Below are 14628 nucleotides of genomic sequence, written 5' to 3'. Positions count from 1 at the left end.
ACCGTGCGTCGTCTCATTCTTGACCGATTCAGAGGATGGACATGTCTCTTTCCGACCACGCAACCGGCAAAAACGCCGGTGCCGCGGGTGCACACCACGACGGCGCAGACTTCCATGCGGAAGACAATTCGTATCTGGAGAAACGAACACTCCGAAAGGGAACAGCAGGGTGGGTGCTGCTCGCGGGGTTGGGTGTCAGCTATGTGATTTCCGGTGACTACGCCGGCTGGAACAACGGTCTGGCCGAAGGTGGTTTCGGTGGCCTTCTCATCGCGGCCGTCGTCATCGCGGGTATGTACCTGGCGATGGTGCTCGGTATGGCCGAGATGTCGTCGGCACTTCCTGCCGCTGGTGGTGGATACACGTTTGCCAGACGTGCCATGGGGCCCTGGGGCGGATTTGCCACCGGCACAGCAATTCTCATCGAGTACTCGATAGCACCCGCAGCGATCGCGACCTTCATCGGTGCGTACGTCGAGTCCCTGAACCTGTTCGGGATCACCGACGGGTGGTGGGTGTACCTCGCGGTGTACGCGATCTTCATCGGCATTCACCTCACCGGCGCCGGTGAGGCACTCAAGGCGATGTTCATCATCACCGCCATTGCACTCGTCGGCCTGGTCGTGTTCGCGGTTTCGGCTGTCGGCCTTTTCGATTCGTCCAACCTCACCGATATCGCCGTCGACACCAGCGCAGTCGGATCGTCGTCGTTCCTGCCATTCGGTCTGCTCGGAATCTGGGCCGCCGTGCCCTTCGCGATCTGGTTCTTCCTTGCCGTCGAAGGTGTGCCGCTGGCCGCCGAGGAAGCACGTGAGCCGGAGAAGAACGTCCCCCGCGGCATCATCATCAGCATGTTGATCCTGATCGTCACAGGCGCAACGGTTCTCTTCCTCGCCACCGGTGCGCTCGGCGCCGACGCCCTGTCCACCTCCGGAAATCCGCTCGTCGAGGCGCTGGGGGACAGCGGAGCGGCAAAGGCCGTCAACTACATCGGACTTGCCGGTCTGGTCGCGAGCTTCTTCTCGATCATGTACGCCTACTCACGTCAGACGTTTGCGCTCTCCCGCGCCGGCTACCTGCCGAAGAACCTGTCGGTGACCAACAAGCGCAAGGCCCCCACTCTCGCGCTCGTCGTTCCCGGAATCATCGGCTTCGCGCTCTCACTCACCGGTGAAGGTGCCATGTTGCTCAACATGGCGGTGTTCGGCGCGGCAGTCAGCTATGTCCTGATGATGGTGAGTCACATCGTTCTTCGTAAGCGTGAGCCGAACATGCCGCGCCCGTACCGCACGCCCGGCGGTATCGCCACTACCTCGTTTGCGCTCGTGATCGCGGCAGTGTCGGTGGTGGCCACCTTCCTGGTCGATCCCGTTGCGGCATTGCTGACGTTGGTTGCCTTCGGAGTTCTGATGGCGTACTTCGGTCTCTACAGTCGTCACCACCTTGTTGCCAACTCGCCGGACGAGGAGTTTGCTGTACTTGCACAGGCGGAAGAAGAATTGGGATGAGTCGCGGGATGGCCAAGTATCACCAGCAGGTATCCGGAACCAACTACTCGTTCGACGGTCTCGTCGATCTGATGGCAAAAGCGACACCACTGCGGTCGGGTGACGAACTCGCCGGTTGCGCGGCAAGCTCCGACGCCGAACGTGCTGCTGCCCAATGGGTTCTGGCTGATCTTCCGTTGACTGTGTTCCTCGAAGATCTGTTGGTTCCGTACGAGGACGACGAGGTGACCCGGCTCATCATCGACAGCCACGATCGCCTCGCATTTGCGCCAGTGGCCCACCTGACTGTTGGCGGATTACGGGACTGGCTGCTCGAGACTGCGTCGGCGCCGGAAGCTTCAGCACGCTTGTCTGCCGTGAGTCCCGGTCTGACCCCCGAGATGGTGGCCGCGGTCAGCAAGATCATGCGCAATCAGGACCTGATCGCCGTCGCCAAGGCCATCACGGTCACCGCGGGGTTCCGCACCACCATCGGACTGCCTGGACGGCTGAGCACCCGACTCCAGCCAAACCATCCGACGGACGATCCACGCGGCATTGCGGCGGCCACATTGGACGGTCTCCTGATGGGATGTGGCGACGCCGTCATCGGCATCAACCCCGCGACGGATTCACCCCAGGCCACCTCGGATCTGCTCCACCTGCTCGACGACATCCGTCAGCGATTCGAGATCCCGACTCAGTCGTGCGTGCTCTCTCACGTGACCACCACGATCGGACTGATCGAATCGGGGGTGCCGGTCGATCTTGTGTTCCAATCGATTGCCGGTACCGAAGGCGCCAATTCCGGTTTCGGAGTGAACATTCCGCTACTGCGCGAGGGTAACGAGGCCGGACGCTCCTTGAACCGCGGAACGGTCGGCAACAACGTCATGTACCTCGAGACAGGGCAGGGGTCCGCCCTCAGTTCAGGTGCCCACTACGGCACCGGCGGAGCCCCGGTCGATCAGCAGACACTCGAGACCAGGGCATACGCCGTGGCCCGAGATCTCGAGCCGCTGCTGGTCAACACGGTGGTCGGTTTCATCGGTCCCGAGTACCTCTACGACGGCAAGCAGATCATTCGCGCGGGCTTGGAGGATCACTTCTGCGGAAAACTCCTCGGGCTGCCGATGGGAGTGGACGTCTGCTACACCAACCACGCCGAAGCCGATCAAGACGACATGGACAACCTCCTCACCTTGCTGGGCGTCGCCGGCGCGGCGTTCGTGATCGCGGTGCCCGGCGCCGACGACGTGATGCTCGGCTATCAAAGTCTGGCGTTCCACGACGCGTTGTACGTGCGTAAGGTCCTCGGTTTGCAGCCCGCCCCGGAGTTCGAGACCTGGCTCCACAACTTGGGGATGACCGACGCAAACGGTCGGGTTCTTCCGATCGACGCCGAAATGTCGCCGCTGCGGGCTTTGACGGTGAACTCATGACCGAAGATCAGGCACCGATCCTCGATTTCTGGGGTCCACTGCGCAAGACCACACAATCGCGTATCGGGTTGGGGCGTGCCGGAGATTCGTTGCCCACCAAGCGGGTTCTCGAATTCAAGGCAGCACACGCCGCAGCCCGCGACGCAGTGCACGAGCCACTCGATTCCGAGACTCTCGCCAGTCGGGTCGACGGGGTGGGTATCGGGGCACCGGTGGTGGTCGCGAGCAGCGTCTCCACTCGCAGCGAGTATCTCCGGAGACCCGACCTGGGTCGCCAGCCTGCCGATCTGAGCGCGATCAAGAGCTCCGACAAGGAAATCGGGTTCATCCTCGCCGACGGACTCTCCCCGCGAGCACTGATGGACCACGGCGAGCAACTACTGTCCGCGTTGGTCACGGTGTTGGGGGAGCGGTACTCGATTGCTCCGCCGGTGATCGCCACGAATGCCCGTGTGGCACTGGGTGATCACATCGCCGCCGCGATGGGAGTGCAGACGGCGATCGTCCTGATCGGCGAACGTCCAGGGCTCTCCGTTGCGGACAGCGTCGGGATCTATCTGACTCATCTTCCGCGCGTCGGTCGTACCGACGCGGATCGAAACTGCATTTCCAATGTCCACCCACCCGAGGGCCTCGGATACGAGCAGGCTGCTCGTGTCGTCCTGGGGTTGGTGACGGGAGCGCGCCAATTGGGCCGCTCCGGCGTCGACCTCAAGGACACCTCTCGCGCCGACGCCGTTGCGTCGGGAGAAGTGCTGACGCTCGATTAGTTGACACCTGCACGGCATACCCGGGTCGATCGACACTCGGGTATGCCGTCGTACCCGAATCACGACGAAAATGAGGGAATCGATGTTCCGTTCGCTGCATGCCCGCGCCCTGTGTGCGTTGGCCGTAGGTAGTGTCCTGTTGAGTGCAACTGCATGTAGTTCGGCCGAGAGTGCCACGAAAGAGGATGCGGCGCAGAGTGGTTCATCCTGCACGGTGTTGGATCCCAGTCTGGCGTGGTACGGCGACAACCGTGTGAGGTTGGATGCCATGATGACGGAGTTCGGAACGTGTGGAGCTGCAGGTGATGTCGATGACGGCGCTCCGTTGGCGCTCTTCGACTGGGACAACACAGTTGTCAAGAACGACATCGGAAGCGCCACTGCATTCTGGATGATCAAGAACAACAAGGTGTTACAGCCCGCCGGAGCGGACTGGGCGACCACGAGTCGCTTCATGACTCCAGCCGGCGGTGCCGCACTTTCCGCCGCGTGTGGCTCGGAGACCGCCCCGGGTCAACCCTTGGTAACCAGTACCGACTTGGACTGCGCTGACGAGATCGTTGCGGTACTCGAGGAGAAGACTCGCGACGGACAGGTTGCATTCGACGGCTACGATCACCGCCGGACCAAGGCTGCATACGCGTGGGCGGTGCAGTTGATGGCAGGGCACACCGAGGACGAGATCACCGAGTACGCCCGCGCAGCGCGTGCTGAGAATCTCGCTGCTGCAGAAGGATCCGATCAGACCGTCGGGACCACGGAAGTCGACGGCTCGGTGCGTTACTACGCGCAAATCGAAGATTTGGTGAAATCCCTCGGCGCTCATGGATTCGACGTGCGGATCATCTCCGCGTCGGCCGAACCGGTCGTTCGAGTCTGGTCGGAGCAGCTGGGATTGGATGCCGATCACGTGATGGGAGTTCGGCCGATCGTCGAGGGCGGCGTTCTGACGGGGCGCCTGCGGGGATGTGGTGGGGTTGCGGACGGTGACGACTCGGTCATTCCGTACATCGATGGGAAGCGGTGTCAGGTCAACGAGGTTGTCTACGGGGTCCAAGGGCCTACGGCGTTCGAGCAGTTGCCTGCCGATCGGCGTCAGGTGTTTGCTGCCGGTGATTCTGTCACCGACGTGACGTTCCTCGGAGATGCGACCGGTGCGCGCCTGGTGATCAACCGCAACAATCCCGAACTGATGTGCAATGCCTACGACAACAGTGACGGAAAATGGCTGGTCAACCCCATGTTCATCGAACCGAAAGCACAGGCGGATGCTCCCTATCACTGCTCGACCGATGCCTACACCGACGCGGCCGGGGCCAAAGGCGCCGTAACTCGTGCGGACGGCAGCGTGATCCCCGATCAGGTCGATTCCGTCGCCTGAAACGATATCGGGCGCTCAGAAGTAGAAGGTGCGATTCCTGGCGGCGCATTTGAGTTTGCCCACCTGTAGACCGGCAAAGGCGATCCATCGACCCCGCGGCATTCCGCTGAGCCTTTGTGGAATCAACGGATTCAGCAAGATTAGGCCGGCAAGCGTGGTGAGCGAAGATTTAATCGTCGGTCGTCGGACCCCGTAGTCACGAAATGCAAGAAATAGCTCGACTTCAGCCATACCGTACGACACGGTCTGGTGCCATGTTCCGCTAAGGGTCGATCGAAGCCGGTAGGCGACGGTTGCCTTAGGCGCGTGGGCGAAGGATAGGCCTGAGATCTGGGCTCGCCACGAAAACTCGACATCCTCGCCCGCTGTCATCGATTCGTCAAAGCCGCCGATCGAATCGAAGGCGCGCTTCCAGATTCCAATGTTGCAACCCATCGCAGAAGGAAGAAAGCGGCCGAGAACCAGCCCGTCCGTCGAGGAAAACGGTCGCCACGAATGCACTTCCGACGAATTGATCGATTCAGATTCCACGCCGCCGGCAATCAGATCTGCGAATTCGGCCGAAAGAAGCAGCTGGGTCAGCCAGGAGCTGTGGACGCGGTCGTCACCGTCGCAAAATGCAAGAAATTGCCCACGCGCATTTGCCGACCCATTGTTCCGGGCAAAGCTGATTCCAGCTCTCTGCGAAGAATCTATATATCGAAGGTCGAGCTCAGCCGTGAGCGGGTGATTTGCAATGTGCTGTTCGAGACCGTCTGTCGATCCATTGTCACTCACGATGACCTCGAAAACTCCGCCGAAGTTCTGCTCGCTCAACGCAGTCAGCTGGACGTCGATGTATTTCATGACGTTTAGGCAGGGGATTATCACAGACACCATCGGAGCTATCACGCTGCAAACATACCGGATCGTCCGAATTGTCAGTCGGGGAGCCCCTCGTCAGCTACTCGACACATGGCAAAGTGTGTGTGATCTGATTCTTTCGAGCCCTTCACTGGGCTTCGGAGACCCAGGGGTGTCCGCTGACATGCTGGAGCCGCAGAGGCGGCACGTGAGTAGGAGAAATTGATGGCCTTCGCTGGCAATGTGGACGAACTGGCACTGCTCCAAGCAGTACGTCTCAAGGAGCGGGTCGGAGCGGTTGTACTGGCCGAGCACTTGGGCGTCAGCGCAGCGTCCGGTCAAGCTGCGTACGACGCACTTGTCGCGCAGGGTAAAGCGGCCGAAGCAGAAGGTGCCATCAGCCTGACCGAGAAAGGCCTCGCGGAACTCGAAGATCAGTTGGACGCTGAGCGGGTCTCGATCGACGAGGACTCCATCGGCGAGGTGTACGAGGCTTTCGTTCCGCTGGACGAGGAGTTCGTTGCACTTATCGACGACGCAGACGCGAATTCCCTTGCCGAGCTGGACCGCCGGGCTGCAAACCTGTTCGACGATTTGTCGGCATTCGTTCCGCGGTTGTCCCGCTACCAGGATCTCTTCTCGGATGCTCTCGCGAAAGTTCAAGCGGGGGAGTCCAAGTGGATTTCAGAACCGATCATCGACTCCTATGCCACGGTGTGGGGAGAGATCCGTCAGGAGCTTTTCGGGGCTGCCGGAAAGGCTTGATTCGTAGCGCTGGACCTGACGCAGTTCAGCGTGGGCCGTCCGATTCGTGTGAACGAATCGGACGGCCCACGGCATGTGAAGGGCCGTGAAACTCGTTACCATTGCATACAAGTCGTGACCGAGATCACTCCTACCCCCTTTCGGGGGTAGTGCGGGGGTGAGCCACATCACTACCTTTCCTCCTATCGACGGTGATGCCCACAGGGCGACACCACGGGACCACGGAGGAATCGAGTGACCACAGTCTCTCCCACAGGCGGCAACAGCGCCGCCGGCGCCGGGGGTGCGAGTGCCGCAGGCGCGACACAACCCCCGCAGACCACCAGTGTGCGGCGCGTCGCGATCGCGAGCTGCATCGGCACGACCATCGAGTTCTACGACTTCTTCATCTACGGAACTGCTGCGGCACTTGTCTTTCCGACGGTATTCTTCCCCGCGCTCGGTGCCACCGCGGGAACCGTCGCATCGTTTGCGACCTTCGCAGTCGCATTCATCGCCCGGCCCGTCGGCGCAATGCTGTTCGGACACTTCGGTGATCGCATCGGTCGCAAGAAGACTCTGATCTCGACGCTCCTGCTCATGGGTATCTCGACGCTCCTGATCGGCTTGCTGCCCGGTGCGGCAACCATCGGTGTTGCGGCTCCGATCATCCTGGTGCTCTTGCGATTCGGCCAAGGCTTCGCGGTCGGTGGTGAATGGGCCGGCGCAACTCTGCTCACCGCGGAATACGCCCCACCGGGCAAACGTGGTCTGTATGCGATGTTCCCGCAGCTCGGCCCCGCAATCGCCTTCGTGCTCTCGAGCAGTACATTCCTCATCACCGGCGCTGTTCTCGGCGACACCAATCAGGCCTTCCTCGACTACGGCTGGCGTATCCCGTTCTTGTTCTCCATCGTGTTGGTCGGCATCGGCCTCTACATGCGACTCGCTATCGAGGAGACCCCGGTCTTCAAGGCGGAGCAGGCAGAGCGCGTTGCAGAGCAGAAGAACGAAGCACCTCGCACCCTCCCGTTCCTGGATGCCTGGCGGTTCCAGACCAAGGAAATCCTGCTCTCGGCCGGCGCCCTCGCTTGCCTGTTCGCGTTCTTCTACATGGGCACGGCGTTCCTCACGAGCTACGGAACCAAGACCCTCGGCTTCTCCCGCCCGTTCGTCCTGTCGGTCGGTATCGCGTCCGCCTTCGTCTTCGGTGCGGCGATCATCGTCTCCGCCTTGTACTCGGACCGCATCGGGCGTCGCAAGGTCATCATGATCTCTTGTGGTCTGGCTGTGGTGTGGGCGCTCATTCTGTTCCCGCTCCTGGACACCGGAACACCGATCGCGTTCATCCTCGGAATGTTCGGCACGCTGATGATCTTCGGAATCGCGTACGGCCCCTGTGGTGCGCTGCTTCCGGAAATGTTCCAGACCCGCTACCGCTACACCGGTGCCGGCCTCGGCTACAACCTCGCCGGAGTGCTCGGTGGCGCAGTGCCGCCGCTGATCGCCGCACCGCTGGCCTCGGCCTACGGGAGTATGGCCATCGGAATCATGTTGGCAATCCTCGGCGTGGTGAGTCTGGTCTGCACCTGGGCGCTCGTCGAGACCAAGGACCACGCCCTGTAAACACTGTGCGCCTTTATTAACCGCCGGCGGTTAATAAAGGCGCACAGCAGGCGGGTGGGGTGTCCGGACTCTGAACAGTTACGGACACCCCGCACCGGGAAGTATGTCGTGCATCACACCGAATCGAGTAAATTCGTAGATGAGAGGGTCCGCTGCGGCGGCCCCTCTCATAGGTGCCTGAACAGGTAACCGGAGAGGACAGAACACATGAGTACGCCGCTGCCCAGCTATACGTCCGGAGTATGGGACGGTCCGATGCTGGGCGACACCATCGGAGACAACCTCGATCGCACGGTTGCCGCACACGGTGACCGCGATGCGTTGATCGACCACGCCAGCGGTCGACGATGGACGTACCGGGAGTTCGCCGAGCAGGTGAACGGGCTCGCTGCCGGACTACTTTCCCGTGGTGTGGGGAAGGGCGACCGAGTGGGAATCTGGGCTCCCAACTGTCCGGAATGGACGTTCACGCAATACGCGACGGCAAAGATCGGCGCGATCCTGGTCAACATCAATCCGGCGTACCGCTCGCACGAGTTGCAGTACGTGCTCGAGCAGGCCGGAATCTCGACGCTGGTGTCTGCGGCCAGCTTCAAGACCTCGGACTACGCGTCGATGATCGAGACGGTGCGGCCGCAGTGCCCGGATCTGACGTCGGTGCTCCTGCTCGGTTCACCCGAGTGGGACGCGGTGCTTGCCGACGGGTTGGCGGCCCAGGCCAGCGATCCGGCTCCGCTCGCAGCTGCCCAAGCCGCGCTGTCGGCCGACGACGCGATCAACATCCAATACACCTCGGGCACTACCGGTTTCCCGAAGGGCGCGACGCTCAGCCACCACAACATCCTCAACAACGGCTACTTCGTCGGCGAGTTGTGCCACTACAGCGAGGTCGATCGGGTGTGCATCCCGGTGCCGTTCTATCACTGCTTCGGCATGGTGATGGGCAACCTTGCGTGCACCAGTCATGGTGCTGCCATGGTCATTCCGGGCCCCGCCTTCGATCCGCGCGCTTCGCTCGAGGCCGTCCAGGCCGAAAAGTGCACGTCCCTCTACGGCGTTCCGACGATGTTCATTGCCGAGTTGGCGCTGCCGGACTTCGACAGCTTCGATCTGTCGTCCCTTCGCACCGGCATCATGGCGGGTTCGCCCTGCCCGGTCGAAGTGATGAAGCAGGTCATCGATCGCATGGGCATGGCAGAGGTGTCCATCTGCTATGGCATGACCGAGACGTCACCGGTGTCGCTGCAGACCCGCTCTGACGATTCGATCGAGCAGCGCACCGAAACCGTCGGTCGGGTGGGGCCGCACCTCGAGATCAAGATCGTAGATCCGGCAACCGGACTGACGGTGCCGCGCGGCGAGCCGGGCGAACTGTGCACGCGTGGTTACTCGGTCATGCTCGGCTACTGGGAGAACCCGGAGAAGACCGCCGAGGCGATCGACGCTGCCCGGTGGATGCACACCGGAGACATCGGAGTCATGGACGAGGCCGGATACGTCGCTATCACGGGACGCATCAAGGACATGGTCATCCGCGGTGGTGAGAACGTATATCCGCGTGAGATCGAGGAGTTCCTTTACACCCATCCCGACATTCTCGACGCGCAGGTCATCGGTGTACCGGACGCCAAGTACGGCGAGGAATTGATGGTGTGGGTCCAGATGCGCGAAGGTGCAGACGATCTGGACGCCGATTCGGTCCGTGCCTTCTGCACCGGCAAGCTCGCGCACTACAAGATTCCGCGGTACGTCCATGTCGTGGACGAGTTCCCGATGACAGTCACGGGCAAGGTCCGCAAGATCGCGATGCGAGAACAGGCGATCGAATTGATCGGTCAGGCCTGAGCATATGTCCGCGAACCCAGGGGAGCGTGAGCCGGTACGCCCCGAGATCGCGCTCTCCTGGAAGCGTTCTCGACTGAGTGGCCTCGATCCGTCGTCGGCAATCGCCGTGGACACCGAGGAGCAGGACGGCGAATCTCGTCTGCTCCGGGCGGCCGCGCCCGTGCTCGACGAGGTGTCGCAACAGATCGCGGGCACCGGTTTCTGTGTGCTGCTTGCTGATCGAGAATGCCGCGTGGTCGCTTCGGTGTACTCCGACAGCCGCGTCGAGCGGACGATCGAGCGGTTGGGCGTCGTCAACGGTTCACGCTTCGGTGAAGAGCACGCCGGTACCAATGCACTCGGTACTCCGCTCGAGGTAGGTCGAAGCGTGGTGATCCACGGGGACGAGCATTTCCTCGACAGCCTCAAGGGATTGAGCTGCTACGGCCAGCCGATCTTGCATCCCGTCACACGTCGCGTCGAGGGTATTCTCGACATGACCGGCGTTGTCTCGCAGGCCAACCCGCTGTTCGCGCCATTCCTTGCGCGTGCTGCAGCGGATATCGAGAAACGACTGCTCGAAGGCTCCAAGGCGTCGGAGCAGCGGCTGGTCGACGCATTCCAGCGAGTGTCACATCAGCGCCACATTGCCGTCGCGGCCATCGGCGACGACATCCTGCTGAGCAACCGAACGGCCTTGGATCTGCTCGACACCGCCGACCACGTATCACTCCGGTCCTTGATCGCCGATCTCAATCCTGATCAATCGAGGCTTGTGACAGTCGAATTGGCGTCCGGTGCGCTGGCGCGAGTTCAAGCCGACCGGATTTCCGGGGCCGACGGCGGTGCACTCTTCCTGGTCGAACCACTCCAACGGGAACGGGCGCCCATCCGCAGAACCCACGAGCGGGCACCATCTCCGGGGGAACGACTGCGCCGAGACCTCATGCGAGCGCGGGCCTCGTCGTCCGCAGTTGCCATCTCTGGTGAAGCGGGTTCCGGTCGAACTTCGGCAGCATCGGACGTGGTCGGGAGCGTCGACGCCAGTTGGCACGATGCCACGCGGATCGCGTTCGACGGCCGTGAGCAGTGGATCACCGATCTGGTGCGAGCAGCCCGTAAGCGTTCGGGCGTGGTCGTGATCGAACAGGTGCAGCTCCTTCCCGATTCGGTGTTGCCGCTGGTCGCAGACCTGATCGATGCCAGCGCCGAGGGGCCGAAGATCGTACTGACCAGCGGGGCGGCAGTTGATCTTCCGCCGACCATCGCGGCGCTGCTTTCACGATGCGCCTCCAGGGTTGTCATCACCCCTCTGCGCGAGCGACAGGCTGAGATCGCCGAGTTGGCTCAGGTGATGTTGGAGGGGATCTCGCCCGAGTTGAGGTTGACCGCCAGCGCTGCCGAAGCGCTCGCTGCGGCCAGTTGGCCGGGCAACCTGGCCGAATTGCGCGTCGTGTTGAATCGGGCCTCAGGTGAACGCTCGAGTAATCGCATCGACGTCGTCGATCTGCCCGAGGACTATCGCACCACGGCCAAGGTGTCGCGGTTGGCAGGGCGGGAGAAGGCCGAGCGCCAGGCGATCATCGGAGCGTTGAAAGACTGCGGCGGCAACAAGGTTCACGCGTCGGCGCAACTCGGAATCAGCCGAAGCACTCTCTACACACGGATGCGGGCGCTCGACATCACTGTGTAGTTGACTGTCCGAATTGAGTTGTACAAAGTTCGGACAGTTAGCACCCCCGGAAGCGCGGAAGTATGGCGTGCATCACATTCGCACCTCACTACTTCAGGGGAGTTTCCGATGACGGCAGTAGCCGAACACACCATCAGTTCCGCGGTACAGGGTTTCCTGAACGGACCGAAGAAGCTCTACATCGGCGGCGAATTCGTCGACGCCGCTTCGGGTCAGACCTTCGCGACGTACAACCCGGCTGACGGACAGAAGCTCGCAGACGTGGCACACGGCCAGGCCGAAGACATCGACCGCGCGGTACGCGCCGCCCGAACGGCTTTCGAGGACGGCCCCTGGTCTCGGATGAAGGCAAACGAGCGCGAGCGGATGATCTGGCGCGTCGGCGACATTCTCAGTGCTCGTGCCGAGGAATTCGGTCAGCTCGAAGCTCTCGACAACGGCAAGTCCGTTGCCATCGCCACCGCCGTCGACGTGGCTTGGGCCGCAGACGTTTTCCGCTACTACGCGGGTTGGGCCACCAAGATCGAAGGCAGCACCGTCAACGTGTCGATGCCCTTCTCTCCGGGCGGCGAGTTCCACGCCTACACCCTGCGTGAGGCAATCGGCGTCTGTGGACTGATCGTGCCGTGGAACTTCCCGCTGCTGATGTCGTCGTGGAAGCTCGCCCCCGCGCTCGCTGCCGGCAACACGGTGATCCTCAAGCCCGCTGAGCAGACCCCGCTCACCGCACTGCTTCTCGCGGAGGTCTTCGAAGAAGCAGGCTTCCCGCCCGGCGTCGTCAACATCGTTCCCGGCTTCGGCGATGCAGGTGCTGCACTGTCCGGCCACGACGACGTGGACAAGGTCGCGTTCACCGGTTCCACCGAGGTGGGTAAGAAGATCGTCGACGCCGCCAAAGGCAACCTGAAGAAGGTTACGCTCGAGCTCGGTGGCAAGAGCCCCAACATCGTATTCGCCGACGCGGATTTCGATTCCGCGGTGGAGGGTTCACTCAACGCCTGGCTGTTCAACCACGGTCAGTGCTGCGTTGCGGGTACCCGTCTGTACGTCGAGGACACCATCTTCGAGAAGTTCACCGAGGCCGTCGCGCACGCAGCGAGCCAGGTCAAGATCGGACCCGGCCTCGATCCCACCACCCAGCTCGGACCGCTGGTCTCGCAGGAGCAGTTCGACAAGGTCACCGGTTACCTCCGTGAGGGAATCGCCGACGGCGCACGTGCACTCACCGGCGGTAACCGCTGGGGCGATCAGGGCTACTTCGTCGAGCCGACTGTCTTCGTCGACGTCAAGCCCGAATTCTCCATCGTTCAGGAGGAGATCTTCGGACCCGTCGTGGCAGCGCTGCCGTTCAACGCGGACGACGGACCCATCACTGCCGCAAACGATTCCATCTACGGACTTGCCGCCGGCATCTGGACCCGTGACATTTCCAAGGCCCACCGCACGGCCAAGCGTCTCAAGGCTGGCTCGGTGTGGATCAACCAGTACAACGGCTTCGACACCGCAATGCCTTTCGGCGGATACAAGCAGTCCGGTTGGGGCCGCGAGCTCGGCGCTTCGGCTATCGATCTCTACACCCAGACCAAGGCCGTCAACATCGCCCTCTGACCGACCCCCATCGCTCATTCTCTCGTCCGACAATCAAGGAGATCACCAGTGAAGACCAAAGCTGCTGTACTGCTCGAGCCCGGAAAGCCTTTCGAGATCATGGAACTCGACCTCGACGGCCCAGGGGTGGGTGAGGTACTGATCAAGTACACCGCTGCCGGACTGTGCCATTCGGATCTGCATCTGACCGACGGTGATCTCCCGCCGCGTTACCCGATTGTCGGCGGACACGAAGGCTCGGGCATCATCGAAGAGGTCGGACCCGGCGTCACGAAGGTCAAGCCGGGCGACCACGTCGTGTGTAGCTTCATCCCCAACTGCGGCACCTGTCGCTACTGCTCGACCGGTCGCCAGAACCTTTGTGACATGGGTGCCACCATCCTCGAAGGTTCGATGACGGACGGTTCCTTCCGTTTCCACGGCAACGGAATGGATTTCGGCGGAATGTGCATGCTCGGAACATTCTCCGAGCGCGCCACCATTTCTCAGCACTCGGTGGTCAAGATCGACGATTGGCTTCCCTTGGAGACAGCGGTGGTCGTCGGCTGCGGCGTGCCTTCGGGTTGGGGAACGGCAGTAAATGCCGGTAACCTTCGCGCCGGTGACACCGCTGTGATCTACGGCATCGGTGGTCTCGGCATCAACGCCGTCCAGGGCGCCGTTTCGGCCGGCTGCAAGTATGTCGTGGTGGTCGACCCGGTTGCTCTCAAGCGTGAGACCGCACTGAAGTTCGGTGCAACCCATGCCTTTGCAGACGCCGAGAGCGCTGCTGCCAAGGTCAACGAGCTGACGTGGGGACAGGGCGCCGACGCGGCGCTCATCCTTGTCGGCACCGTCGACGAGGACGTGGTCAGTGCAGCGACAGCAGTGATCGGCAAGGGCGGCACCGTGGTGATCACGGGTCTCGCCGATCCGGCCAAGCTGACCGTGCACGTGTCGGGAACCGATCTGACGCTGAACCAGAAGACGATCAAGGGCACATTGTTCGGATCAATGAACCCGCAGTACGACATCGTGCGTTTGCTTCGTCTCTACGATGCGGGTCAGCTCAAGCTCGACGAACTGATCACCAACACCTACAGCCTCGAAGACGTCAACCAGGGCTACCAGGATCTGCGTGATGGCAAGAACATCCGTGGCGTGATCATTCACGACAAGTAACCCCAAGTGCTGTGCGCCGTTATTAAACCCCCCCGGGTAATAACAGCGC

11 protein-coding genes are annotated in these 14628 nt (G+C 62.0%); 10 read left to right on the top strand and 1 reads right to left on the bottom strand.

All coding sequences use genetic code 11. The features are described from left to right. Positions 1-35 precede the first annotated feature (35 nt). The 4 genes from eat to QM596_RS22095 all read left to right on the top strand — a co-directional run bounded on the left by eat (position 36) and on the right by QM596_RS22095 (position 5080). Positions 36-1508, top strand: a complete 1473-nt coding sequence (eat, locus tag QM596_RS22110; RefSeq protein ID WP_003941913.1) for an ethanolamine permease — start codon at positions 36-38, stop codon at positions 1506-1508. After that, the gene (locus tag QM596_RS22105; RefSeq protein WP_019744243.1) at positions 1505-2929 is read left to right on the top strand and encodes an ethanolamine ammonia-lyase subunit EutB; all 1425 of its coding nucleotides are present in this window, start codon (positions 1505-1507) and stop codon (positions 2927-2929) included. Before eat ends, QM596_RS22105 begins: the two co-directional genes overlap by 4 nt. Beyond that, on the top strand, positions 2926-3699 hold the full coding sequence (gene eutC, locus QM596_RS22100; protein ID WP_019744242.1) for an ethanolamine ammonia-lyase subunit EutC: 774 nt from the start codon (positions 2926-2928) through the stop codon (positions 3697-3699). Before QM596_RS22105 ends, eutC begins: the two co-directional genes overlap by 4 nt. A gap of 82 nt (positions 3700-3781) precedes the next feature. Beyond that, positions 3782-5080, top strand: coding sequence for an HAD-IB family phosphatase (locus QM596_RS22095; protein WP_283309945.1), 1299 nt, complete (start codon positions 3782-3784; stop codon positions 5078-5080). A 15-nt stretch (positions 5081-5095) separates the two neighbouring features. Here QM596_RS22095 and QM596_RS22090 read toward each other — a convergent pair whose 3' ends face one another. Next, positions 5096-5959: a glycosyltransferase family 2 protein gene (locus tag QM596_RS22090; RefSeq protein WP_069146262.1), complete on the bottom strand. Its 864-nt coding sequence runs from the start codon at positions 5957-5959 to the stop codon at positions 5096-5098. A gap of 189 nt (positions 5960-6148) precedes the next feature. On the opposite strand from QM596_RS22090, the gene QM596_RS22085 reads away from it, so the two are divergent. The 6 genes from QM596_RS22085 (at position 6149) to QM596_RS22060 (ending at position 14579) form a co-directional block, all read left to right on the top strand. Continuing rightward, a complete protein-coding gene (locus tag QM596_RS22085; RefSeq protein ID WP_019744240.1) occupies positions 6149-6688 on the top strand; it encodes a hypothetical protein in 540 nt (179 codons plus the stop codon). A gap of 234 nt (positions 6689-6922) precedes the next feature. Next, the gene (locus QM596_RS22080) at positions 6923-8293 is read left to right on the top strand and encodes an MFS transporter (RefSeq protein ID WP_019744239.1); all 1371 of its coding nucleotides are present in this window, start codon (positions 6923-6925) and stop codon (positions 8291-8293) included. Between the two features lie 207 nt (positions 8294-8500). Next, positions 8501-10138, top strand: a complete 1638-nt coding sequence (locus tag QM596_RS22075) for an AMP-binding protein (protein ID WP_080909949.1) — start codon at positions 8501-8503, stop codon at positions 10136-10138. Between the two features lie 4 nt (positions 10139-10142). Next, a complete protein-coding gene (locus tag QM596_RS22070; protein ID WP_020969015.1) occupies positions 10143-11810 on the top strand; it encodes a sigma-54-dependent Fis family transcriptional regulator in 1668 nt (555 codons plus the stop codon). A gap of 108 nt (positions 11811-11918) precedes the next feature. Then, positions 11919-13418, top strand: a complete 1500-nt coding sequence (locus tag QM596_RS22065) for an aldehyde dehydrogenase family protein (RefSeq protein ID WP_019744236.1) — start codon at positions 11919-11921, stop codon at positions 13416-13418. Between the two features lie 48 nt (positions 13419-13466). Then, complete coding sequence (locus QM596_RS22060) at positions 13467-14579, top strand: NDMA-dependent alcohol dehydrogenase (protein WP_019744235.1); 1113 nt, start codon at positions 13467-13469, stop codon at positions 14577-14579. Positions 14580-14628 lie beyond the last annotated feature (49 nt).

This window comes from Rhodococcus sp. IEGM 1406, assembly GCF_030056745.1.
Classification (GTDB): Bacteria; Actinomycetota; Actinomycetes; order Mycobacteriales; family Mycobacteriaceae; genus Rhodococcus_F; species Rhodococcus_F erythropolis.
This window is presented reverse-complemented; position numbering and strand designations above follow the sequence as displayed.